Origin of the sequence: Bordetella genomosp. 10, from assembly GCF_002261225.1 — a bacterium.
GTDB lineage: Bacteria > Pseudomonadota > Gammaproteobacteria > Burkholderiales > Burkholderiaceae_B > Bordetella_C.
In genome coordinates, this window is sequence record NZ_NEVM01000002.1 from 1,019,058 (window position 1) to 1,041,618 (window position 22,561).

Below are 22,561 nucleotides of genomic sequence, written 5' to 3' on the forward strand. Positions count from 1 at the left end.
AGATCACGTTTGCATCAGGCTCCCAGATAGGCGCGGATGCGCTGCTTCAAGCCGGGTTCGGCCGCCGACCGGACCAGGCTGGCGAGGTCCGCGTCCAGGGTGTCCGGCGCCAGCGCCTGGTGCAGTTGCGCGCGCGCCGCCGGGGCCAGGGCCAGGGCGGCTTCCAGCGCCCGGGCGATGCAGGCGTCGTGCTCCTCGGCCGCGGCCAGTTCGGTTGCGAAGCCATGCCGCAAGGCTTCCTCGGCGTCGAACACGCGGGTGCGGGTGAGGACCTCGCGCGCCACCTGCTTGCCGACGATGCCCGCATAGCGCCGCGTGCCCAGCACCAGGCCGAACTTCAGGCCGGGCATGCGGAAGGCGGCGCCGGGCGTGGCCACGCGCAGCGCGCAGGCGCCGAAGATGTCCACGCCCGCGCCGAAGTTCTTGCCGTGCGCCAGGGCCAGCGTCACGGCCGGGGAGGTGGCGATTTTCTGCAGCAGTTGTTCGATGCGCACGAAACGCAGCAGCAGGTCGCCCTCGCTTTGTTCCTCGTAGCCGCCGAAATCGAAGCCGGCGCTGAAATTGCGGCCGGCGCCGCGCAGCACGATGAGATCGCTGCGGCGGGCATGGGCCTCGTCGACCGCCGCGATCAGCGCCTCCACCAGGCCGGCAGACAGGGCATTCATCTTCTCCGGCCGGTCCAGGGTGATCAGGGTGGCGTGCTCGCGGTGCTCGACCCGCACCAGACCGCCGTCGCGGTCCTGCGCGCCGGCGGTCATTGCGCGGTCTCCCTGGCGGCCTGCGCGCCGAGTACTTCCGCGTTGTGTTCGCCCAGCGCCGGCGGGGCGCTGCGGATGGGCAGGGTCTGGCCGGCGATCCGCACCGGCGCGCCGAAGGTGCGCGTCTTCACGCCGTTGGGCAGCTCGAGCGGCTGGACCCATCCCATATGTTCGACTTGCGGGTCGGCCAGCACCTGGGAATAGGTATTGATGGGCGCGCAGGGCACGCCGGCCTCGCGAAAGCGCGCCAGCCACGTCGCGCCGTCCTCCAGGACGAAGATGGCTTCCAGCAGGTCGCGCAGTTCGACCTGGTTGCGGGCGCGCCGGCCCGTGTCCAGGAAGCGCTCGTCCTGGAACAGCTCGGGCCGCCCGACGACGGCGCACACGCTCTTCCACAGGGCATTGTTGCCGGCCGCCATGCCGAAGTAGCCGTCGCGGCAGCGGAAGGCCTGGTAGGGCGCGTTGCGCGGATGCGCCGATCCCAGCTTCTGCGGATCCTTGCCGCTGCCGAAATATTCCGAGGTCTGCAGCGCGGCGATGCCCATGGTCACCCCCAGCATGGAAACGTCCAGGTGCGTGCCCTGGCCCGTCGCCTCGGCCACGCGCAGCGCCGAGGCGATCGAGAACGCGCCATAGAGGCCGGCGGTGAAGTCCGCCACCGGCACGCCGCACTTGACCGGCGCGCCGCCGGCCTCGCCGGTCACGCTCATGATGCCGCTCATGGCCTGGATGGTCAGGTCGAAGCCGCCTTCCTGCGCGCGCGGCCCGGACTGCCCGTAGGCGGAAATCGAGCAATAGACCAGGCGCGGGTTGAGCTTGGCCAGGTCTTCGTACCCCAGCCCGAGACGCGCCATGACGCCGGGCCGGTTGTTCTCCAGCAGGACGTCGGCGCCGGCGGCCAGCTCGCGCGCGCGCGCCACGTCGGCGGGGTCCTTCAAGTTCAGCGTGACCGAGCGCTTGTTGCGGTTGAGCGAGGCGAAGTTCTCGCTATAGCCCTCGCTCAGGGGCGGCCACGCGCGCAGCGTGTCGCCGCCCTCGGGATGCTCTATCTTGACGACGTCCGCTCCCATGTCGGCCAGCAGCATGCCGCAGAACGGCCCGGCTGCGACGTTGCAGATTTCGATGACCTTCACTCCGGCCAAGGCCGCGGTGTGTTTCATGGCTTTGATATCCCGCTATATGCATATGTAGGAAAGTGAATCCTTGATATCAGGATTCGATTCCCAGATTTTCAGATGTGTTGCGTTTCGTTGAGGATAGCACCTATCCCGAGCGCCTCATCCCGGTCGCGCACCCATTGCGCCACCGCCTTGCGATCCACCTTGCCGACGGCGTTTTCCGGCAGCGCGGCGCTGACGTAGACGGCTTCGGGCGCGTAGATGCGGCCCAGTTGCTCGCGCACCCGGGCGCGCAGGACGTCGCCGTCCGGGATCGCGGCGCCGGCGCGCGGCACGATGACCGCCACCGGGACTTCGCCCAGGTCCCGGTCGGCGCGTCCCACCACGCAGCAGGCGGCGACCGCCGGCTCGCGGCAGAGCACGTCCTCGATCTGCCGGGGCGACAGGTTTTCGCCGCCGCGGATGATGACGTCCTTGATGCGGCCGGTGATGCTGAGATAACCGTCGGCGTCGAAGCGGCCGAGGTCGCCGGTGCGCAGCCAGCCGTCGCGCACCGGGCTGTCGCCGTCGTGGCCCAGGTAGCCCAGCATCAATATGTCGCCGCCGATGCAGACCTCGCCTTCGGCGCCCTCGGCCACGGGGCGGCCCTCGGGGTCGAGCAGCGCCACCCGCTGGCCGGGCAGCACCGTTCCCACCGTGCCGATGCGCCGCGCCGCGGGCGGGTTGATGGTTGACGTGCAGGTGGCCTCCGACAAGCCATAGGACACCACCAGGGGGCAGCCCATGAAGGCTTCGATTTCCCGGTGCAGGGCCGGCGTGATGGGCGCCGAGCCGCAGCGCGCCATGCGCAGCCCGGCCAGCGCCGCGCGATCGAAGGTCTGCTCCAGCATGCGGGAATACATGGTGGGCACGCCCGTCATCAGCGTCGGGCGGAAGCGTGCCAGCAGGCCCGGCATGTCCTCGGCGCGGAAGCGTCCGGCCAGCGCCACCGTGGCGCCGCGGGCCAGCGGCGCGAAGATCTGGTTGTTGACGGCATTGGTGTGGTGCAGCGGCATGACGTGCAACAGCACGTCGTCGGGCCGCAAGCCCGTGTGGGCGCCCACCCCTTGCGCGTTCAGCAGCACGCCGCGATGCGCCTGCAGCACGCCCTTGGGCTTGCCGGTGCTGCCGGACGTGAAAAGCAGCAGGGCCGGATCGTCCGCCGCGTGGGTCTCGTCCCAATACGGGTCGCCCGCGGGCAGGCCGTCGAGGTCCAGGCGCCGTTCCGGCGGGATGCCGCCGGCCTCGGCCAGCGCGGCATGGCCGGCGTCATGCAGCATCCAGCGCAGGCCCACCGCGGCGACGCGGCGCCGGGTTTCCTCGGCCGCCAGGCGCGGCTCGAGCGGGCAGGGGCAGGCCCCGGCCACCAGCGCGGCCAGCAGCGCCAGCACCTGGCCCGGCCCGCGCTCCAGCGCCAGGGCCACATAGTCGCCGCGCGCCACGCCGGCGCGGCGGAACGCGCCGGCCAGCCGGCGAACGGCGTCGTCCAGTTCGCCATAGCTCCAGCGCCGTTGTTCGGTGATCAGCGCCGGATGGTCGCGGCGCTCGGGATCCTGCCAGACGCTGCGCCACAGCGCCGGCAGATTGCGGGGGTCGGCCATGCAGGGCTCTCCTGGTTCGTCGGCAGCGGGCGCCGGCCGCTTCTAGCGCAGCTTGACGGCCGCGTCGCGTTCGAAGGCGCCGTCGGAATCGACGGCCTTCAGCGCCGCCAGTTCTCGCGCGGTGGGGAGGGGCGTGGGCTGAGCGCCGGTGGCGTCGAATTCGAAGCCCGTGCGCTCGCGCACTTCCTCCAGGCTGGCGTCGGGATGCCAGGATTGCAGCGCCAGCCGGCCATCGCGCTTGACGAAGATGGCGATGGGCGTGGCGATGCCGTGGAAACCGCCCCAGGAGGTGCGGAAATCCAGCTTCTGCACGAAGGTGCGGCGCGAGTGCTCGGTGCGCCAGGTGCAGGCGCGCCGCGCCGTGGGCAGCATGACGGCGCCGCCGCCGCCGCCGGGCAGCCGCACCTTGGGATGGTGCCAGTCGCCGATGCACGAATTGTTGGCCGAGCCCTCGCCGTCGATCTGCGCCGCGCCGAGAAAGGTCAGGTCCATGCGGCCGCGCGTGCACAGGTCGTAGAAATCCTCGTTGGCGAAGATCGACGCGGTATGCGCCGCCAGTTGGGGATCCGAGCTGGACAGCGGAATATGCTCGGGCCGCGGGTCGACGCCGCCGGCCACGTTGATATAGACGTAGTCGAAATCGTAGGCGCGCTTGGCCACCAGGCAGGCCAGCATCGGCAGCGTCGAGTTCACGCCGCTGAACGTGATTTCATTGGGCCGGATGAAACGGGACAGGCCCAGCACGATGTGGGCGAACGGCGAAAATTCAGGCATGGGAGGCCTCCCGGATTTCGGGAGCTTCGGCCATGTGGGCTTCGAGGCTGCGGCTGGTGTCCATATAGCGTTCGACGGCGGGATAGTCGATGTCGTAGCAGGGCGTGCAGGAACCCGGCCAGGCGCTGCCCGGCAACACGGTATAGGCCTGCACCATGAAATAGGGCAGCAGCGTCGCTTCGGGCTGCGCCTCGAAGACCGCGGTGTCGACCATTTTTTCCGCCACCACCAGCACGCTGCCGGCGGCGCGCGACATGATGCGGTCCCAGTGCGAGGTGCCGTGGACGCGGGCATTGCCCAGCCGGTCGATCTCCGTGACCTGCAACACCGCGAAGTCCGGCTTGACGGCGGGAATCAGGTAGGGACGCTGGCCGCTGCCGTAGGGATCCTCCACGCTGGCCCAGCCATTGAGCGCGGGCAGGTCGCTGCCGTGCAGGCCGCCGCAAGGCATGTAGGGCACGCCGAAAGCGGCCGCGCGCAGTCCCGCGGTGAGCGTGGCGCAGGCGTGTTCTTCCAGCACCATCTGGCCCTGTTCGACGGCCTTGCGGTACCACGGCGCCAGGCCGAAATTGCCTTCCATGGCGACGATGCCCGCGCGCGCCTTGCGCACGGCGCCGGCGCGGCAAAGGATGTCGATGTCGTAGCCCGGCGATTGCTTGATGATTTCCAGGTCGCGCCGCCGCTGGCGGATGAGTTCGCGCACGAAGGCGAAGGGGCCCCGGTGCAGGAAGCTGCCGCCCAGCGCCACGGAGGCGCCGTCCGGCACCAATGCCGCGAGTTGCGCCAGCGCGAGCTGCTTGTCCTGGCCGTTGAATCCGGAAGTCATGGTTTGCGTATCTCCTTCCTGGAGGAAGGCCCGCCGTGCCGCCGCCGGCTGGCCGTCCCTCGTGCATGTCTCATTTATTGATAGTCGAATCTCACCCTTTTAAGGGCACAGCGGATTTTCTCTTGACCAGAATAGCATCGTATGGAATTCTTGTTAAGCCATATATAGGAATTAAATCCTATATATTGGGAATATAAAAACCGCCAAAGGCGGAAAAACGGAGAGAGACAATGATGCGCAGGTTTGCACGAGGCGTACTCGTGGCGGCGGCGGCCGCCTGGATGTGCGCGGCCCACGCGGGCGAGTGGCCGGATAGGCCCATCCGGATGATCGTGCCGTATCCGCCGGGCGGCGCCACCGACGTGGCGGCGCGGCTTTATGCCCAACATATGGGCGACTATCTCAAGCAGTCGGTGGTGGTGGAGAACAAGGCCGGGGCGGGCGGCGAATTGGGGGCCGAATATGTCGCGCATGCGCCCCCCGACGGCTACACCGTGCTGATGGGCGCGCTGGGCAGCCTGGCGATCAACGCCGCGATGCTGGAGAAGCAGAACTACAGCTTCGCCAAGGACTACAAGGGCGTGTCGGTGGCGATCACCATGCCCATGGCGCTGGCCGTCAGCACCAAGGTGCCGGCGCATAACCTGGCCGAACTGGTGGCGCTGGCCAAGCAGCGGCCCGGCCGGCTGACCTTCGGATCGGCGGGGACGGGCAGTTCCCAGCATATGGCCGGCGAGCTGTTCAAGCAGGTCACCGGGACGGATATCCTGCACGTGCCCTATCGCGGCAGCGGCCCGGCGGTCACGGACCTGCTGGGCGGCCAGATCGACATGGTGATCGAAACCCTGCCGGCGCTGATTCCGCAAGCCGGGAGCGGCAAGATCCGCATCCTGGCCGTCAGCGCCCCGGCGCGCGTGCCCAGCCTTCCGGACGTGCCCACCTTCGCGGAGGCGGGGGTGCAGGGGTATGCGGTGGCGACCACGTATGCCTTGCTGGCGCCGGCCGGGACGCCGCCCGCCGCCATAGAAAAGATGTCGCTGGCGATGCAGCAGGCCGGCAAGCTGCCGGCGGTGCGGCAGGGGGGCGGAAAAGCTGGGCGCCGTCGCCACGCCCGGTTCGCCGGCCGCCACCGACCAGACGATCGCGCGCGAAATCAAGACCTGGGGCGAAGTGGTGCGCCGCTCCGCCCGGCATTAAATACCAGGCATTAGATACCCGGCATTTGGGACAGGCAGCGGCGGGGCGCAAGGGAATCGCGCTCCGCCGCCGTCTCTCCCGGGACATCGAACTAGTGAAAACCTTAATGGCAATTTAACCTGCTATTACCCGCTCGCCTCGCAGCGTGCCTAGACTCTCTCCACGGTGGCCGTACCACCGCCTTATTCCTACAGAAAGGAGAGAGTCATGGCCAAGAAAATATTGGTGCTCGCGGGCGATTACGTCGAGGACTACGAGCTCATGGTCCCCGTCCAGGCCTTGGGCGCGGTCGGCCACGTCGTGGATGTGGTGACGCCGGACAAGAAGTCCGGGGACCAGATCCGTACCGCGATCCACGACTTCGAGGGCGACCAGACCTATAGCGAGAAGCGCGGGCACAACTTCACGCTGAACGCCGACTTCGCCGGCGTCGACAGCGCCGCCTACGACGCCGTGCTGATTCCCGGCGGGCGGGCGCCGGAATACCTGCGCCTGAACGACCGCGTGCTGGACCTGGTCCGGGAATTCGCGCGCGCCGGCAAGCCCATCGCCGCCGTCTGCCACGGGGCGCAACTGCTGGCCGCGGCCGGCGTCATCGAGGGCCGGAAGATTTCGGCCTATCCGGCCTGCGCGCCGGAGGTGAGGCTGGCCGGCGCCGAGTACGTCGAACTGGGCTGGCCCGACGCCATCACCGACGGCCAGTTCGTCACGGCGCCGGCCTGGACCGCGCACAGCAACTGGATCGCGCAATTCCTCGCGCTGCTGGGCACGCGCATCAGCCACTGAACGGGCGGCGGCATGGCGAAACTCATACATACCATGGTCCGCGTGCGCGACCTGGATCGTTCGCTCTCGTTCTACGAAGGCGTGTTCGGCCTGAAGACCAGCCACAGGCTGGACTTCGACGACTTCACGCTGGTCTACCTGCGCAACGACGAGAGCGAAGCGGAAATCGAGCTGACCTGGAACAAGGGCAGGGAGGAGCCCTATACCCACGGCGACGGCTACGGCCACGTGGCCTTCGTGGTGGATGACGCCAGGGCAGAACGCGAACGCCTCGTCGGCCAGGGCCATACGCCCAACGACCTGCGCGAATTCCATGCGGACGACGGCACGCTGCTGGCGCGCTATTTCTTCATCCTCGATCCGGATGGCTACAAGGTGGAGGTGCTCGAACGGCATGGACATTACCGGTAGCGGCGCGCCGGCAGGCCCGGCGCACCGCGTTCCGCAACGACCGAAGAATCCGGGACTCACCCGGTAGAGGAAGGAGACACACATGAAATCAACGACGATTCCGCTCGCCGTCGCCGAGACGCGGCACGGCGACGGTCCGGCCCGGCCCGCCGGCATTGCGCTCACCCGGCGCGAATGGCTGAAGGGAACGGGCGTGCTGTTCGGCACGCTGGCGCTGTCCTCCACGCTGGCCGCCTTCGCCCCCAGCCGGGCGTGGGCGCTGGCGCTCAAGCGCCTCGACACCCACCAGGGCGACGTGCTGCTGGCCTTGACCCGGCGCATTTATCCGCACGCGACGCTGGACGACGCGGTCTATGCGCTGGTGGTCAAGAGCCTGGACGAAAAGGCGGCCGCCGACCCCGCCGTGCAGACGCAGTTGGCGGAGGGCGTGCGCAAACTCGACGGCCTGGGGCAGGGCGACTGGCTCAAGCGGGCATCCGCGGACAAGGACCAGGACGCGGCCGCGATCGCCGGCACGCCGTTCTTCGAAACCGTGCGCTCGACCGCCGTGGTGGCGCTGTACGCCAATCCCCTGGCCTATGCGCATTTCGGCTATGGCGCCAACGCGGGCGACGGCGGCTACCTGCTCACGGGCTTCAACGACCTGGCCTGGCTCCCCGATCCGCCGCCGCAGGACAGCGGCCCGGTTCCGGCGAATTGATTCGAGGAGAAAAGACATGTCAGAGACTGAACTGCAAGGCCAGCACGGCAAGACCTTCGCCCTGGACGACGACAAGGTGGTGGTCGTCATCGGCTCGGGCGCGGGCGGCGGCACCCTGGCCAACGAATTGGCGCAACAAGGCGTGGACGTGGTCATCCTGGAGGCCGGCAAGCTGCATACGCGCGCCGATTTCCTTACCGACGAATGGGGCTCCTTCCAGCAGCTTGCGTGGCTGGATCCGCGCCGGTCGTCGGGGTCCTATCAATTGGCCAAGGATTTTCCCAATCTGCCGGCCTGGATCTGCAAGACCGTCGGCGGAACGTCGGTGCACTGGGCCGGCGCCAGCCTGCGCATCCAGCCCTATGAGTTCAAGGCGCGCACCACCTATGGCGACGTTCCGGGCGCGACGCTGCTGGACTGGCCGCTGACGCGCGAGGAGCTCGACCCGTACTACGCGCGGGCGGAAAAGAAGCTGGGCGTGACCCGCACCAACGGCGCGCCGGGCCTGCCGGGCAACAACAACTTCAAGATCTTCCACGCCGGCGCGACCAGGATAGGCTACAAGCACGTCAACACGGGTCACATGGCCATCAACAGCGTGCCGCAGGACGACAGGGCCCATTGCTACCAGCGCGGCTTCTGTTTCCAGGGCTGTAGATTCGGCGCGAAGTGGTCCACGCTGTACACGGAGCTGCCGCGCGCCATCGCCACCGGACACGCGGAGCTGCGCACCGAGGCCCACGTGGCGCGCATCGAGCACGACGACCGGGGCCGCGTCAACGCCGTCGTCTATTACGACGCCCAGGGCAAGCTGCAAAGGCAGAAGGCGCGGGCGGTGGCGGTGGCCGGCAATTCGATCGAGACGCCGCGCCTGCTGCTGAACTCGCATTCGGCCAAGTTCCCGCGCGGCCTGGCGAATACGTCGGACCAGGTGGGACGCAATTACATGCGCCACACCACCGGCTCGGTGTACGCCACCTTCAAGGACAAGGTCGATATGTACAAGGGGACGGTCATGGCCGGCATCGTCGAGGACGAAGCCCGCCACGATCCCAAGCGCGGTTTCGCCGGCGGCTATCACCTGGAGACCATTTCGCTGGGCCTGCCGTTCTACGCGGCGTTTCTCAAGCCCGGCGCGTGGGGCGCGGATTTCACCCACGCGATGGACCAGTATGCCTACACCGCCGGCCTGTGGATCGTCGGCGAGGACATGCCGCGCGCGGACAATCGGGTGACGCTGGACAAGGAGTTGAAGGACCAGTACGGCCTGCCGGTGGCCAACGTCCATTTCGACGACCACGCCAACGACAATGCGATGCGCGAGCATGCCTTCAGGCAGTCCGAGGCGCTTTACAAGGCGGCCGGCGCCGTGGACGTGTACCGCGTGCCGCCGTATCCGTCGACGCACAACCTGGGCACCGCGCGGATGAGCGAGCGGCCGGAAGACGGGGTGGTCAACCGGCATGGGCAGGCGCACGACATTCCCAACCTGTTCGTGTCTGACGGCAGCCAGTTCACCACCGGCGCGGCGGAGAATCCGACGCTGACCATCGTCACGCTGGCGATGCGGCAGGCGGACTATATCGCCGGGCAGATGAAGCAGCGGGCGATCTGAGCGGGACCGCCAGGGCGGCCGGCCCCCGGACGCCGCCGCCCTGGCTTATGATGGCAGTCGACGCATGCCAGCCGGCATCGGCGTGCCCACTTCGAGGAGTGAAGCATGTGCAAGATATACGTCAACACCGATCCCATACTTTATGAATCGCGCACCCGCTCCTTGCGCATCCACGGCGTGGTGACGACCGTGAGGCTGGAGAACCTGTTCTGGGACGTGCTGCAGGAGATCGCCGAGCGGGAAGGGCTGACCACCAATCAATTCGCCATCAAACTGCATGACGAGCTGCTGGCCCGCCATGGCGAGATGACGATGAGCTTCGCGTCCTTCCTGCGCGTCTGTTGCCTGCGCTACCTGTCGCTGGGGGCGGCGCGCGAACGCGGCGTGGAACGGGACGAGGCGCCCGTGCGCGAGGCGCCGCGGCATTTCCAGCCCATGGTCGTGCGCGCGGGCTGACGCGGTGCGCGTGATGTAGGCGGCGGCCGCGTGGCGGCGCCCGCCGCCACGACGGATGCCGGGGTTCAGCGAGCCGGCTTGGCGCCCGACGCCACCAGGGTGTCGAAGTCCTTGTCCAGGCGCGCCAGGGCGTCGTCGATGTGCGCCCGGTGCGTCTTGATCCAGTCTTCCTGCAGCGCCAGGTTTTCGCGCGCCTCCTTCAACATGCGTTCCATCTCGGCCGGCTGCGGGCCGCCCGAGGTGGCGCGCGCCTTGACGATGGCCACCGGATCCAGCGACGCGCGGAATTCAGCCTCGCTCATGGGCAGTTCCTGCGGATACTTGCTGCCCTTGACGACTTCGGCATAGATGCGCTTGGCGTCGGCATAGGGGAAGTCCAGCGGCTTGATGTCGTGCTGCCGTGCATACTCGACCACGTCGGAGGCGAAATGATGGCCTTCGCGGAACGGCAGCTTGTACTTGCGCATGAGCAGGTCGGCCAATTCCTGGGACGCCGTCCAGTCGCTGTTCAATTCCTCCAGGGCGCGGTCGGGATTGATGACCAGCGCCTTGAGAATGCGGTCCCATTTCTTCAGCGCCTTGATGGCGGCATCGACCATGGCGGAATTCTGGGCCACGTCCTTGGGATCGGGCATGCCCGGCGTGATGTTGTGGGTCTGAATGATGGGACCCATGGCCAGGGTGAGGGCGGTCGAGGCGTCGCTGCGGGTGGAGTTCAGCAGGCCCGGGTTGCGCTTCTGCGGCATCGCGCTGGACACGTAGGTGTTGCCGCCGCCTTCCTGCAGCAGGATCCACGGACGCGACTGCGCGTACTGCGTCATGATGTCCTCGATGAAATTGCCGGTGTGCAGCCCGATGGCGGTCACGATGGACGAGACTTCCACCGGCTCGTCCATGGACGACAACTGCGACGCGTCGTAGGCGTTGTCGACCAGCTTGGCGTATCCCAGATAGTCGGCCATGCGCTTGCGATCCAGCGGCCAGCTCGTGCCGTTGAGCACCGTGGTGCCCATGGGCGAGCGGTCGACCCGCGCATAGGTTTCCCGGATGCGCTCGGCGTCGCGCTCCAGCGCGGCGGCGAAGCCCAGCAGGTAGTGGCCATAGCTGTTGGGCTGCGCGGCCACGCCGTTGGTGTAGTTGGGAACGATGGTGCCGACGTGCCGGGCCGCCAGGTCGACCAGGGTCTTGGACGTGGCGTGCAGTTGCTCGGCCAGGTCCAGCAGCTTGTCGCGCAGGATGGCGGAACGGTAGGTCGCGTGCATGTCCTGGCTGGAGCGGCCGGCGTGCAGCAGCGTGACGTCCAGGCCGCCGGCCTTGATCAGCAGCGGTTCGAAGGTGATGACCGTGGACGGACGCTTGCCGCCGGGCTGGTTGCCGTCGTCGATGACCTTCTGCACCGCCGCGGCCAGGCGCGGCGCCATGGACTTGTCCAGCAGGCCTTCGTCGGTATTGATGACGGCGGTGGCCTTGTTGATTTCACCCAGCCAGAAGAATTCGTCGCGGACGGGCTTGGCGGGAGGCTTGGGCGCGGTCTTGTCGGTGCTCTTGTCCGCGGTTTTTTCAGCCGGCTTTTCGGCGGCCGTGCCGGCCGCCTGGTCCGCGGGCTTCGCGGCCTGCTCGGCGGCGGGCGGCGCGGGCGGCTCCACGGGCTTGATCTGCGCGGCGGACAGGCCGGGGGCACAGGCCACGGCGAGGCAGAAGTAAAGCGGGGATAGGCGGAGTCTCATGGCTGTCTCGTATTCTCGATTCTCGTTATGGCCCGGGCGGGGCTGCCCGGAAAGCGGGGCGGGAAACGCCCATTCTATCCAAGCATCGCGGAGACGGCGCTTTCGGCCTGTTCCCGCCTGTTCCGGCCTGTCGAATGGCCGGGCCACGGCGTCGGTGGCGCCGCGCACCGCCGCGGCGGCACGCGGCCGCGGCTATGCCGCGCGCAGGGGCAAGGCAATGGACGACGCATGCCGTCCGCCCGTGCCCAGCGCCAGGCGCGGCGGACGCCCGTGCGGCACCTGGCCGCAATGGTCGGCGTCGTGGCCGGCGATCGATACGCGGATGCGGCTGCCGGCCGCGAAGCGCCATGCCGTCGGCAGCAGGGCCAGTTCGACCCGCTCGAATTGCCCTGGCGTCAGCGGCGCCGCGTCATCGCGGCGGAAGCTGCGGAACGGCCAGGTCGTGCGGTACCCGGACGGGCACGGCGTGACCTTGCGGTGCAGCAAGCGCAGGATGCCTTCGGTCACGTAGCGCTCGCGGCCGTCCGCCTCGATCTCCGTCAGGTAGACGTAGACGGCGGCGTCGGGCTCGCTGCTGGCGACCCACAGGTCGATCACCGGGTGGCCCGCCAGTTCGGCCGCCGCTTCCAGCGGCGCGGACGTGAAGCTGGCCATGCGGTCGGTGCGGCCTTGCCAGTCCGGGTAGTACTCGGTGCTGTTGATGGCGGCGATGCGCTCGTAGCGCGTGCCGGCGCCGGTGCCCAGCGAGAAATCGACCTGGTAGTCCTGCTGGGAAGTCTCGGCCGGCGCGGCGCCGGCCAGCTTCCCTTGCGGCGCCAGGTGCAGGCGCGTGGCGGCCTCATCGCCATGGGGCGGCCATTGCGTGGCGCCGCGCCATTGCTCGGCGTGCAGCGCGTAATAGTGGATGGGCGCCTCGTGCTGCAGGCCGGTGTCCAGGCCCAGCAGGTAATGGTCGAAGAAACGCAGCGTTTCGGCCAGCCAGGGCGCGTCGGCCATCTGCGCGGCGCGCCAGGGGGACACGTCGATGCGCGCGCCGTGGTCCCACGGGCCCAGCATCAGGTGGCGTGGATTCCCGTCCAGCGTCAGGTAGCGCGAGATCGCGCTGTTCATGTAGCCGGCGCCGTCCATCCAGCCGGAAACCGACAGCACGGCCACGTCCGGCGGGATCTGCGCCGCCAGGCTGTAGGGGCTGAAGGTGGCCGAACTGAAATTGGCGTCGTAGGGCAGGGGCTCTTCGCGGAAGCGGAATTCCGGCATGAATTCGGTCTGGCGGAAATTGCCCAGGTGCTCATGCACGGCTTGCTTCAGCAGCACGCCGTCGGGATCCTCGTCGACGGGTTGCGGCCCGGCGAAGTCCGGATTCGCGTAGTAGACGAAGCGGTGCAGCATTTCGCGCCGGTCATGGTCCAGCGCGACCATCAGGTCGTCATAGCTTTGCGTCAACGCCTTGAGCTGGATGCCGCCGGGATAGTAGTTGTCCGTATAGGTGTCCCAGACCGAGAAGAGCGGCGCGATCGCCTTGAGCGCGGGATGGCGTGTCGCCGCCAGGAAATCCGATGCCGCGCCCAGGTAGGAAATCCCGGTGGCGCCGACCACGCCCGTCGACCAGGGCTGGGCGACGATCCAGTCGACCACTTCACGGCTGTCCTCGCGTTCGCGGGGGGAGCGGAAGCTGTCGCGCGTGCCGAAGCTGGCGCCGGTGCCGCGCACGTCGATCACCACCACGGCATAGCCGCGCGGCACGAAATAGTCGCGCAGCTTGGCGGTGTTGGGCGCGCGTTCGCCGCTGCCGTCCGGCTTGAGGGCGAAGCGGCGGTAATAGGGGGTGAACAGCGTGATCGCGGGAAAGCGCGTGGCCGCCGTCTTGCCGTCGGCCGCCCGTGGAAGGTAGACGTCGATCGCCAGCCGGCAGCCGTCGCGCATGGTCAGGTAGCGCGAGGACGGTTCGGGGACGACGTAATCGACGGGCCGGCGTTCCGCGTAGGCTTGCGGCGGCACGGACCAGGCCTGGTCCTCGTTCTTGGCATAGGGGGGCATGGCGAATCCTTGGGAGGTGCACGGAATATCGACGGCTATCTTAGAGAGCGGGGCGGCTTCCCGCCAATACTTGATGTGGATGCCGGCATAGGAAAATGCGATCCCGGATGCTGAATGCCAGGACGGCGTTCGATATAGGGAATTACACCGAGGCGCGCGCGAACCCGCCTTCATCTTCGCTAAGATGCCATCGGCCAAATAGGATTTTCTGATGGATCTGCGTCAACTCAGGTATTTTGTCCGCATCGTCGAGCTCGAAAGCATCACCGCCGCCGCGGAAACGCTGCATATCGCGCAACCGTCGCTCAGCCAGCACGTGGCCAATCTGGAAAAGGAGCTGGAAACGCCGCTGCTCCTGCGCGGTCCCGGCGGCGTGCGCGCCACCGAAGCCGGGAAATTGCTGTACCGCCACGCCAAGGTCATGCTGCGGCAGGCGGAGGAAGCCAGGTCGGCCATCAAGCATGGACGCGATACGCCGTCGGGCCATGTGAAAGTAGGGTTGCCCACCAGCACCTCGCGCATACTGGCGCTGCCCTTGATCGAGGCCGTGGCCAGCCGGTATCCGGAGGTGGTGCTGGAAGTGGTGGAGGGCAGCAGCAGCGACCTGGCGACGGCGGTGTCCATGCACAGGCTGGACCTCTCCGTGGCGATGGACGCGCGGCCGCAGCCGGCGCGCATGACGATCGCGCCGCTGCTGACCGAGGACCTGTTCCTGGTCGGGCCGCCGCTGGGCGTGGACGCCGTGACGCTGCGGCAGATGTCCGCGCTGCCGCTGGTATTGCCCAGCTTCCCGAATTCCATCCGGGTGTTGGCCGCGCGTACGTTCGCCGAAGAGGACCTGCCCTTGCGCCTGGTGGTGGAAACCAGCGCGGTGTCCGTCCTGTTGACGGTGGTGCGCGCCGGCAAGGGCTGGACCGTGCTGCCGTCCTCGGCATTGGTCGGGCCGGAGGCGCGCTCGGACAACATCGTCGCCACGCGCATCGCCAGCGCCGATTTCCGGCGCCGGGTCTCGGTGTGCATGTCGGTGTCGACGGAGAAAAGCGTGGCGTGCACGCACGTCCACCAGACGCTCATCGAGGTCGCTGCCGGCCTGGTGGCGCAAGGCTGCTGGACCGGCGTGCAATGGCAGGGGGAACGGCCGCTGCCGGCCATTCCGCCGGCCGAGCCGGTTCAATCGACCTGAATGCCGTTCCTGGCGATGAAATCGCCCCAGAAGCGCGCGTCCTGGTCCGCGCGGGTCCGCATCTGCTCGGCGCTGCCGTGCAGCGGCACGAAGTACAGGTCGCGCAGTTTCCTGTCGACGCCGGGGTCGGCGATGGCCGCCTGCACGGCGGCGTTCAGCTTGCCCACCACCGCCTGGTCCATGCCGGCGGGGCCGACCAGGGCGAACCAGCCCGGCATGGGCGGCACGTGCAAGCCGGCCTCTTGCAGCGTCGGGACGTTGGGCAGGTCGCTGGCGCGCTGGTCGGCCAGGACGGCCAGCGGGACCACGTTGCCGGCCTGGATCTGCGGCAGCGCCGAGCCCAGCACGCTGGTCATCAGGTCGACCTGGCCGCCGATCACCGCGTTCAGCGCCGGGCCGGAACCCTTGTACGGAATGTGCTTGAGCTTGATGCCGGCGCCGCTGGCGATCAGCTCGGTGGAAAGATGCGTGGAATTGCCGGCCCCGGCGCTGGCGAACGTAATCGCGTTGGGCGCGGCCTTGGCGGCGGCGATCAGTTGCGGCAGCGTCTTGTAGGGGCTGTTCTTGCCGGCGACCAGCACGAAGGGCGTGTCGACGACGGGCGCGACGTAGGTATAGTCCTTGTCCGCGTCATAAGGCAGGTTCTTGTACAGCTTGGGGTTGAAGCTCATCTGGGACACGCCGGCCAGCAGCAGGGTGTAGCCGTCGGGGGGCGACTTCGCAACGTAGGACATCGCCACGATGCCGTTGGCGCCGGGCTTGTTCTCAACCACCACGGAGGCGCCCAGAGCGCTGCCCATCCTGTCGCTCAGCAAGCGCACGACCACGTCGCCGCCCGATCCCGCCGATTGGGGGACGATCAGCCGGATGGGATGATCCGGAAACCCGGCCGCCCGGGCCGCGGGCAAGGCCAGGGCGGCGGCGAGCAGGACGGTGCTGGCGAGGGCGGCGCGGCGGGCGCCGGACAAACGGAGACTGAACATCGATTTCCCTTGAAGTGACGCGCCATGCGCGTTTCTTATGGCGCTGGTCCGCGCGGGCGGGGTCCATCGTAGGGAGAGCCGGACGCCAGGGCAAATATCGCTTTTCTATGCACGCATAGGATTTTCCTTTGTCGGTATTTACCCCGTGGTTCCCATATCTTGATCGAGGGGATTCAGAGAAGGTTTCAGGTTTTTCGCCGGGGCGCGGCCGGCATGGGCGGGCGCGCTCGTCCTGGCGGTTGGGATCGTCGTCCCAACTTCCGCCGGAGACGCGCCACGCCGATCACGACGCCGGTCAGGCTCAGGGCGAGGCCGCCGGCGCTCAGGAATATCAGCACGGCCGCGCGCCATCCTTCGTCCCGCAACATGGCGGGCAAGTCCCAACTGTGCAGGAAGTTGAACAGCCAGCGGCCGCGGCGTTGCGCGCGGTCCACGCCCAGCGCCATGTCGCCCGTTCGCGGATCCAGGTAGACCCAGGTATCGGCCGCGTCGGCGTATTTCAGCCGCCAGACCGGCAGGCGCCGTTCGAGGCCGCCGTTCATGGCTTCCGGAGCCCGCCCGTAGTAATAGTCGTCGTAGCGGTCCAGCAGGCGCATGTCCGCCAGGGGCGCGGCGACGAGACGGGCGGCGGCGGCCCGCAATGCGGTCTCCGGCCATTGCTTCAGGATGCGCGGTTGCGCATGGTCAAGGCCGGCGCCGTTCCCGGCCACGCCGTCCAGCACCAGCCGCGTGCGGTCGGCGCCGTCGCGCGCCAGCAGATAGGGCCGGCCGTCCAGCACCCGCCAGGCGAGTTCGCGCGGCGCGAAGGACGCCGACTGCAACGCCCGCAAGGCCTCGGCCGGCTGCAGCGCCGGCCGCAGCGCGCCGGGCACGCCGCCCCGGTAGGAGACGACGTCCGGCCGCTGCCCCTGCGCCGCGAATACGCCCAGCGGATTCATGGACATCAAGCCGCTGAAGATCCAGGTGCAGGTGATCGCCGCGAAGGCCAGCCCGGTCAGGTGGTGCCAGCGCGGATAGAAATCCCGGTAGGGAGACCGCGAGCCCGATTTGTAGCGGCCGCGGAAGCGCCAGCGCCACACGCCGGCCAGCGTGCCGGTCACCGCCACGACCGTGCCCGCCGCCGACAGGACGATGACGATCCAGCTCCAGCCGGGGTCGACGGGACGGTCGCGCAGGAAATACAGCCAATGCAGCCAGGCGCCGACATAGTTCCAGGCGCGTTGCGCCAGCGGCGCGTCCATCACCACTTCGCCGGTGGCCGACGACACATAGAGCAGGGTCCGCGCGTCGTCGTCCAGTTGGACGCGCAGCAGCGGCCGGTGCGGATCCAGGGCGCCGGAGTGGGTCCAGCGGTCCTCCGCGACGGTGTCCACGTAGCGCGCCCCGGCGCCGGACGGGCCTGCCCAGGCCCGCGCCGCGGCCTCGGCCGCCTCCGGCCCGGCGCGCGGCAGCGGTTGGCCGTTCGCCGCGTCGACCGCGTAAAGCCGTCCGGCGCCGTCGCGCACGCGGTAGACGGGCCGCCCCGCGACCGAGGTAAGGACGATTTCGGCGGCGTTCGCTGTCGCCCCGACGCGCGCGAGGGCGTCCGCCACCGGTACGCGGACCCGATCCGCGTCCAGCGCCGGCAAGTGCGCCAGGCGCTCCCAGGGCGTCAGCTTCGGATAGCCGACGAAGAGCATCACCATGCCGCTGACGAACCACGCGGCCATCAGCAGGGAGGCGGCGATGCCCATCCAGCGGTGCACCAGGTACACGGCGCGCTTGAAGGCGGACCAGGGCGTTTCCATGGCGGCTGTCCTAGAACTTGTAGTTCATGGTCAGCTCCACGCGCCGGCCGTCGTCATACAGCCACTGCGTCGCGTTGTAGTACGCGGTGGTGGTGTAGTGCCGGTCGAAGATGTTGAAGCCGCGCAGCGTGAAGGAGAGGTCGCGCCGCGGCTCCCATTTCAGCGCCAGGTCGGTCGTGGTGTAGGCCGCCATCTCCAGCGTATTGGCGCGGTCCGCGTAGCGCCGGCCGACATAGCGCAGGCCCGCGCTGGCCGTCCATTGCGGCAGGAAACGCCAGCTCAGCCAGACATTGGCCAGCCGCTCGGGCACGTTGGCCGGCACGTTGCCCGCCCGCGAGACCGCCACGCCGCCGACGGATTCCGTGAAGTCGTCGTAGCGCGCCCGCAGCAGCGTGGCGTTCGCGTCCAGGCGCCAGTCGCGCGCCAGCGTCAGGCCCAGCGTGGCCTCGATGCCGCGCGAGGACTGCTTGCCCACCTGCACGCTGGTGGACGGATCCAGGGCATCGGCCGTGACCAGGTTCTTCTTCACGATGCGATAGCCCGCCAGGGTGAAGTCGCCGTTGCCGTCCAGAAAGGACTGCTTCAGGCCGATCTCGACCTGGCGGCCGGTGGACATGCTGAAGCCGCTGTTCGAGGGCGACAGCATCAGCAGGGCACTGACCGGATCGGCGGCTTCCGCATACTGGCCGTAGACGGACAAGTCCGGCGTCAGGTCGTAGACCGTGCCCAGGCGCCAGCCGGTATGCGAATAGCGCTGGTCGAAGGCCTGCTGGTCCAGCACCAGGTCGCGCCGCGACACGTCCACATGGTCGTAGCGCAGGCCGCCGACCACCGACCACTTGTCGGTCAGCGACAACCTGTCCTCGCCGTAGAAGGCGTACTGCGAGGCCTTGTTGCGGTACTTCGGCGCGGTGCCCGCGACGTTGATGAAGTCGCCATGGCCGAAGTCGTAGGGGTCGACGTAGGTGACGCCGGAGTAGGGCGAGTTGTTGGTGTGCTTGAAGCTGCTGTGGCTGGCGTCGAAGCCGACCGACACCTGGTTGGCCAGGCCCAGCACATGTCCCTTGAAGGTGGCGTCGGAGGTGGCGCCCAGCTCCGATTGGTCGTGCAGGATTTCGGTGTAGGACGAGCGCTGGATCAGGCCGCTGGAGGGCTGCCAGGTGTAGTACTCCGCGTCGCGCCAGTGGCGGTGGCTGTCCACCTGGTACAGGCGCGTGCGCACGGTCGTGTCCGCGTTGGGCGTCCATTGCGCCGACAGCTCGGTCCAGCGGTCGTCGTACTTGATCATGGCGTCGCCCACGTTGTAGTTCTTTTTGCGGATTGAATCGTCGAGGCGGCCGTCGATCAGCGGCACGCCGAAATAGCGCATGGGCTGTTGCCAGCCCTGGGCATGGCTCAGCGTCAGGCTGAATTCCGGGGACACGGTCAACTTCAAGGCGCCGGAAATACTGAGATTTCTCGAATCGCCCATGTCCACCCAGTTTCCTGAATGATTGCCGCTGATGTCGAAGCGATAGGACAGTTTGTCGTTGATGGCGCCGCCGCTGCCGAAGGACAGGCGCTGGGTGTCCTCCGTGCCCACGGTGGCCTGGACCTCGTTTTCGATGGGACCGTTGGTCGGCTTCTTGGGAATGACGTTGACCACGCCGCCGATGGCGCCTTCGCCATAGATGACCGAGGCGGGACCGCGCAGCACTTCGATGCGGTCGATCGACCAGGTATCGAAGGGAAAGGTGACGCCCAGGCCGCCATATTGGCGCAGGCCGTCGTAGAGCTGCATGACCGAGGTGGAATCGGTGAAACCGCGCACCGACAGCGCCGATCCGCCGTTGCCGGGATGGGCAATGTTGCTGAACCCAGGCGCGCGGGTGATGGCGTCGATGAGGTTGGCGTCGCCGCGCTGCTCCAGTTGCGCGCGGTCTATCGTGTCCACGCTGGCCGGCGTCTGGCGCGGCGTCAGGCCCAGGTTGGAACCGGTGGCCGCGGGAATGTCGAGGGCGGAGCCGTCCTCCGCGGTGACGGTGACCGGCGCCAGGGTGGCGGTCGGCGTCGGCGCGGACGGATTCGTCCGCACGGGCTGGGGCGGCGTGGCTGGCGCGGGAGCCCCCGGCGCTACGACGCCGGGGGTTGCCGCCGGCGTGTCCGCCGCGGCAAGCGCCAGGCCGGGCGCCATCAGTAGCGATAGCGCGAGCAGCGATCGCTCAAATCGAGGCAACGCCTGGCCGGCATCCGGGCGCCGGCCGGGAGGGGAAGAAGTCAGGACACCGGGAATGCCGGACGAAGGGGTATCGGGCAGGGGCAGTCGATTGCCCGGCCTTGGGAAAGAACCGTTCATGAATGGAATCGCCGTTGAAACTAGCCGAAGGGCGGCCGCGCGCCAGGCGGCGGCCGTGGCCGATGCGGTCGGCGGATGGGCGGCGGTGCGAGGGAGGCGCGCTCGGGCCGGGGGCGTGGCGCGTGGAAGCGCGATCGCGCAGCGCAAGGAGGCTGCGGTTTCACGACGGCGCGCGACGGCGGTGAGCGGCGAGCCCCCCGTGCGCACGGTCGACGCCGGCACGCGGGCGCGGCGCGCCGGCGTGTCATCCGGACGACGGCATCAAGCCATCACGGGGCGGAGTCGCTCAAGCGGCGGGCGGCCCGCGTGGCCGGCCAGGAGAGCTGGCGAGCAGGCCCTGCGCCGCTGGCGGCGCTTCGACGGTGAAGTCCGGCAGGCTGGCCGGACCGGCGGGCAGCATCCACGCCAGCAGATAGAGCGTGGGAAGCACGGCGGCGCCGGCCATGGCGCAGCCGCCGCTGCAGCAGTGCGGCAGCGTGTTGCCGTGTTCGGCGACTGCCTTGGAGGCGGTGGCGCTGTCGCCCGCGTCGAGCTTGATCACGCGGGGACCGGCAGCCGTGCAGATGATGGTGGTGGCGCCGCCGGCCGTGGAGGACACCACGGTCCCGGCCAGGGCCGATGCCGACATCAGGGAATAAAAGGCGATCACGAACGCCGCGAGTGACGCGAACCAGGATGCGGCCCTGCTGCGGGTTCCGGAGCGCATGGTCGGTGTGGCCTTGTCGGACGTTGGGAAAAATCGCCTGGAAAATTTCAGCGGATGGTATCACGCGCGCCACGGGGCCGGCGACATGCGCGTGTCCTTTGCCCATGGTCTTTGCCGATATTGTTATGTTATAACATCTCAATAAATGGGCATCCCCTGGGCATCCTATCTGGACGTCCCATCGATTGGATGCTCCATCCCATCTTCCACCGGATTTACACGACTCATGACCATTGCCTCATCTACCGCCGCCACGCCGCGCACGCTGCCCGTTACGGTGCTTTCGGGATTCCTGGGCGCGGGCAAGACCACGCTGTTGAACCACATCCTGAACAACCGTGAGGGGCGGCGGGTGGCGGTCATCGTGAACGACATGTCGGAGGTCAACATCGATGCCGCCCTGGTGCGTGCCGGCGGCGCGGAGCTCTCGCGCACGGACGAGAAGCTGGTGGAAATGAGCAATGGCTGCATCTGCTGTACCTTGCGCGAAGACCTGTTGCTGGAGGTAGGGCGGCTCGCCGCCGAAGGCCGTTTCGACCAGCTCGTGATCGAGTCCACCGGCATTTCCGAGCCCTTGCCCGTGGCGGAAACCTTCACCTTCGAAGGCGAGGACGGCCGCAGCCTGAGCGACGCGGCCCGGCTGGACACCATGGTCACCGTGGTCGACGCCTACAACTTCCTGCGCGACTACGGCTCGCAGGACAGCCTGCAGGCGCGCGGCGAGTCGCTGGGCGAGGAAGACGAACGCACGGTGGTCGACCTGCTGATCGAGCAAGTGGAGTTCTGCGATGTCATCGTGCTGAACAAGATCGACCTGGTCGACGAGCAGGAGCGCGAGCGGCTGCTGGCCATCCTGCGCACCTTGAATCCGCGCGCGCGGATCGAGCTGGCGCAGCAGGGACAGGTGCCGCTGGATCGGGTGCTGGACACCGGCCTGTTCAATTTCGACGAGGCTTCCAAGGCGCCGGGATGGCTGCGCGAGATGCGCGGCCAGCACGTCCCCGAGACGGAGGAATACGGCATCCGCAGCTTCGTCTATCGCGCGCGCCGGCCCTTCCATCCCGAACGGTTCAAGGCGCTCACGCAGCGCGAATGGCCGGGCGTGGTGCGATCCAAGGGCTATTTCTGGCTGGCCTCGCAGCCGGAAGTCGCCTGTTCATGGTCGCAGGCGGGCGCCGTGGCCCGTCACGGCCCGGCGGGCTATTGGTGGGCGGCCATGCCGCCAGAAGAGTGGCCGCAGGATCCCGAATATCTCGCTTCCATTCGGAAGAATTGGGACGATCGGGTCGGCGACGCGCGCCAGGAGATCGTCATCATCGGGATGGGCATGGACGAGGCCGTCCTGCGCGCCTGGTTCGACGCCTGCCTGCTGGACGATGCGGAGATGGCGGCGGGTCCCGCGGAATGGAAGAAGTGGGCAGGGGAAGACGAAGAAGGAGAAACCGCCGCGGCCCCCTGAGCGGCCGCCCTCCCGGAGCAAGGAACGCCATTTGCGCAGTTTTCGGCCTGTGTCTCAAACCTT

General features: G+C 68.3%; 19 protein-coding genes. 8 read left to right on the plus strand and 11 right to left on the minus strand.

Annotated elements, in window-relative coordinates; genetic code table 11:
• Positions 1-14: 14 nt before the first annotated feature.
• From CAL29_RS13885 to CAL29_RS13905, 5 genes are all read right to left on the minus strand, one after another.
• Positions 15-758: an enoyl-CoA hydratase/isomerase family protein gene (locus tag CAL29_RS13885; RefSeq protein ID WP_094853573.1), complete on the minus strand. Its 744-nt coding sequence runs from the start codon at positions 756-758 to the stop codon at positions 15-17.
• Complete coding sequence (locus CAL29_RS13890; protein WP_094853574.1) at positions 755-1,918, minus strand: CaiB/BaiF CoA transferase family protein; 1,164 nt, start codon at positions 1,916-1,918, stop codon at positions 755-757. The genes CAL29_RS13885 and CAL29_RS13890 overlap by 4 nt, the downstream gene beginning before the upstream one ends.
• A 71-nt stretch (positions 1,919-1,989) precedes the next feature.
• A complete protein-coding gene (locus CAL29_RS13895; protein ID WP_094853575.1) occupies positions 1,990-3,516 on the minus strand; it encodes a class I adenylate-forming enzyme family protein in 1,527 nt (508 codons plus the stop codon).
• A gap of 42 nt (positions 3,517-3,558) precedes the next feature.
• Entirely contained in the window at positions 3,559-4,290 is a 732-nt protein-coding gene (locus CAL29_RS13900) for a CoA-transferase subunit beta (RefSeq protein WP_094853576.1), read from the minus strand.
• Entirely contained in the window at positions 4,283-5,116 is an 834-nt protein-coding gene (locus CAL29_RS13905) for a CoA transferase subunit A (protein WP_094853577.1), read from the minus strand. The genes CAL29_RS13900 and CAL29_RS13905 overlap by 8 nt, the downstream gene beginning before the upstream one ends.
• 230 nt (positions 5,117-5,346) lie before the next feature.
• Here CAL29_RS13905 and CAL29_RS13910 point away from each other — a divergent pair, with 230 nt between their 5' ends.
• The 6 genes from CAL29_RS13910 to CAL29_RS13935 all read left to right on the plus strand — a co-directional run bounded on the left by CAL29_RS13910 (position 5,347) and on the right by CAL29_RS13935 (position 10,281).
• Positions 5,347-6,327, plus strand: coding sequence for a Bug family tripartite tricarboxylate transporter substrate binding protein (locus tag CAL29_RS13910; RefSeq protein ID WP_256977448.1), 981 nt, complete (start codon positions 5,347-5,349; stop codon positions 6,325-6,327).
• A gap of 193 nt (positions 6,328-6,520) precedes the next feature.
• Positions 6,521-7,099, plus strand: a complete 579-nt coding sequence (locus CAL29_RS13915) for a DJ-1/PfpI family protein (RefSeq protein WP_094853578.1) — start codon at positions 6,521-6,523, stop codon at positions 7,097-7,099.
• Positions 7,100-7,111: 12 nt separating this feature from the next.
• Complete coding sequence (locus CAL29_RS13920) at positions 7,112-7,510, plus strand: VOC family protein (protein ID WP_094853579.1); 399 nt, start codon at positions 7,112-7,114, stop codon at positions 7,508-7,510.
• 82 nt (positions 7,511-7,592) lie between these two features.
• The gene (locus CAL29_RS13925; protein WP_094853580.1) at positions 7,593-8,210 is read left to right on the plus strand and encodes a tat (twin-arginine translocation) pathway signal sequence; all 618 of its coding nucleotides are present in this window, start codon (positions 7,593-7,595) and stop codon (positions 8,208-8,210) included.
• A gap of 16 nt (positions 8,211-8,226) precedes the next feature.
• Positions 8,227-9,825: a GMC family oxidoreductase gene (locus CAL29_RS13930; RefSeq protein WP_094853581.1), complete on the plus strand. Its 1,599-nt coding sequence runs from the start codon at positions 8,227-8,229 to the stop codon at positions 9,823-9,825.
• Positions 9,826-9,930: 105 nt separating this feature from the next.
• Positions 9,931-10,281: a ribbon-helix-helix domain-containing protein gene (locus tag CAL29_RS13935; RefSeq protein WP_094853582.1), complete on the plus strand. Its 351-nt coding sequence runs from the start codon at positions 9,931-9,933 to the stop codon at positions 10,279-10,281.
• A gap of 65 nt (positions 10,282-10,346) precedes the next feature.
• Here the strand turns inward: CAL29_RS13935 and CAL29_RS13940 are convergent, their stop codons facing one another.
• The gene (locus CAL29_RS13940) at positions 10,347-12,008 is read right to left on the minus strand and encodes an argininosuccinate lyase (RefSeq protein WP_256977449.1); all 1,662 of its coding nucleotides are present in this window, start codon (positions 12,006-12,008) and stop codon (positions 10,347-10,349) included.
• Positions 12,009-12,200: 192 nt separating this feature from the next.
• Positions 12,201-14,045, minus strand: coding sequence for a CocE/NonD family hydrolase (locus tag CAL29_RS13945; protein WP_094853583.1), 1,845 nt, complete (start codon positions 14,043-14,045; stop codon positions 12,201-12,203).
• A gap of 211 nt (positions 14,046-14,256) precedes the next feature.
• On the opposite strand from CAL29_RS13945, the gene CAL29_RS13950 reads away from it, so the two are divergent.
• Entirely contained in the window at positions 14,257-15,228 is a 972-nt protein-coding gene (locus CAL29_RS13950) for a LysR substrate-binding domain-containing protein (RefSeq protein ID WP_094853584.1), read from the plus strand.
• Here CAL29_RS13950 and CAL29_RS13955 read toward each other — a convergent pair.
• The 4 genes from CAL29_RS13955 to CAL29_RS13970 all read right to left on the minus strand — a co-directional run bounded on the left by CAL29_RS13955 (position 15,216) and on the right by CAL29_RS13970 (position 21,039).
• On the minus strand, positions 15,216-16,211 hold the full coding sequence (locus CAL29_RS13955; protein WP_094853585.1) for a Bug family tripartite tricarboxylate transporter substrate binding protein: 996 nt from the start codon (positions 16,209-16,211) through the stop codon (positions 15,216-15,218). The genes CAL29_RS13950 and CAL29_RS13955 overlap by 13 nt on opposite strands.
• A 185-nt stretch (positions 16,212-16,396) precedes the next feature.
• Entirely contained in the window at positions 16,397-17,998 is a 1,602-nt protein-coding gene (locus CAL29_RS13960) for a PepSY domain-containing protein (RefSeq protein WP_094853586.1), read from the minus strand.
• A 10-nt stretch (positions 17,999-18,008) separates the two neighbouring features.
• Positions 18,009-20,171, minus strand: a complete 2,163-nt coding sequence (locus CAL29_RS13965; RefSeq protein WP_094853587.1) for a TonB-dependent receptor — start codon at positions 20,169-20,171, stop codon at positions 18,009-18,011.
• A gap of 448 nt (positions 20,172-20,619) precedes the next feature.
• Positions 20,620-21,039 carry a hypothetical protein gene (locus tag CAL29_RS13970; RefSeq protein ID WP_094853588.1) on the minus strand — a complete coding sequence of 140 codons (420 nt, stop codon included), beginning with the start codon at positions 21,037-21,039 and terminating at the stop codon, positions 20,620-20,622.
• A 226-nt stretch (positions 21,040-21,265) separates the two neighbouring features.
• Between CAL29_RS13970 and zigA the strand changes: the two genes are divergently transcribed.
• Positions 21,266-22,498 carry a zinc metallochaperone GTPase ZigA gene (gene zigA, locus CAL29_RS13975; protein WP_094853589.1) on the plus strand — a complete coding sequence of 411 codons (1,233 nt, stop codon included), beginning with the start codon at positions 21,266-21,268 and terminating at the stop codon, positions 22,496-22,498.
• The last annotated feature ends 63 nt before the right edge of the window (positions 22,499-22,561 follow it).

Coding starts and splice junctions, on each gene's coding strand:
- CAL29_RS13955 (WP_094853585.1), bottom strand. CDS start 16,211: ATGTTCAGTCTCCGTTTGTCCGGCGCCCGCCGCGCCGCCCTCGCCAGC.
- CAL29_RS13935 (WP_094853582.1), top strand. CDS start 9,931: ATGTGCAAGATATACGTCAACACCGATCCCATACTTTATGAATCGCGC.
- CAL29_RS13910 (WP_256977448.1), top strand. CDS start 5,347: ATGATGCGCAGGTTTGCACGAGGCGTACTCGTGGCGGCGGCGGCCGCC.
- CAL29_RS13920 (WP_094853579.1), top strand. CDS start 7,112: ATGGCGAAACTCATACATACCATGGTCCGCGTGCGCGACCTGGATCGT.
- CAL29_RS13940 (WP_256977449.1), bottom strand. CDS start 12,008: ATGAGACTCCGCCTATCCCCGCTTTACTTCTGCCTCGCCGTGGCCTGT.
- CAL29_RS13925 (WP_094853580.1), top strand. CDS start 7,593: ATGAAATCAACGACGATTCCGCTCGCCGTCGCCGAGACGCGGCACGGC.
- CAL29_RS13885 (WP_094853573.1), bottom strand. CDS start 758: ATGACCGCCGGCGCGCAGGACCGCGACGGCGGTCTGGTGCGGGTCGAG.
- CAL29_RS13890 (WP_094853574.1), bottom strand. CDS start 1,918: ATGAAACACACCGCGGCCTTGGCCGGAGTGAAGGTCATCGAAATCTGC.
- CAL29_RS13915 (WP_094853578.1), top strand. CDS start 6,521: ATGGCCAAGAAAATATTGGTGCTCGCGGGCGATTACGTCGAGGACTAC.
- CAL29_RS13960 (WP_094853586.1), bottom strand. CDS start 17,998: ATGGAAACGCCCTGGTCCGCCTTCAAGCGCGCCGTGTACCTGGTGCAC.
- CAL29_RS13970 (WP_094853588.1), bottom strand. CDS start 21,039: ATGCGCTCCGGAACCCGCAGCAGGGCCGCATCCTGGTTCGCGTCACTC.
- CAL29_RS13945 (WP_094853583.1), bottom strand. CDS start 14,045: ATGCCCCCCTATGCCAAGAACGAGGACCAGGCCTGGTCCGTGCCGCCG.
- CAL29_RS13900 (WP_094853576.1), bottom strand. CDS start 4,290: ATGCCTGAATTTTCGCCGTTCGCCCACATCGTGCTGGGCCTGTCCCGT.
- CAL29_RS13965 (WP_094853587.1), bottom strand. CDS start 20,171: ATGGCGCCCGGCCTGGCGCTTGCCGCGGCGGACACGCCGGCGGCAACC.
- CAL29_RS13905 (WP_094853577.1), bottom strand. CDS start 5,116: ATGACTTCCGGATTCAACGGCCAGGACAAGCAGCTCGCGCTGGCGCAA.
- CAL29_RS13950 (WP_094853584.1), top strand. CDS start 14,257: ATGGATCTGCGTCAACTCAGGTATTTTGTCCGCATCGTCGAGCTCGAA.
- CAL29_RS13930 (WP_094853581.1), top strand. CDS start 8,227: ATGTCAGAGACTGAACTGCAAGGCCAGCACGGCAAGACCTTCGCCCTG.
- CAL29_RS13895 (WP_094853575.1), bottom strand. CDS start 3,516: ATGGCCGACCCCCGCAATCTGCCGGCGCTGTGGCGCAGCGTCTGGCAG.
- zigA (WP_094853589.1), top strand. CDS start 21,266: ATGACCATTGCCTCATCTACCGCCGCCACGCCGCGCACGCTGCCCGTT.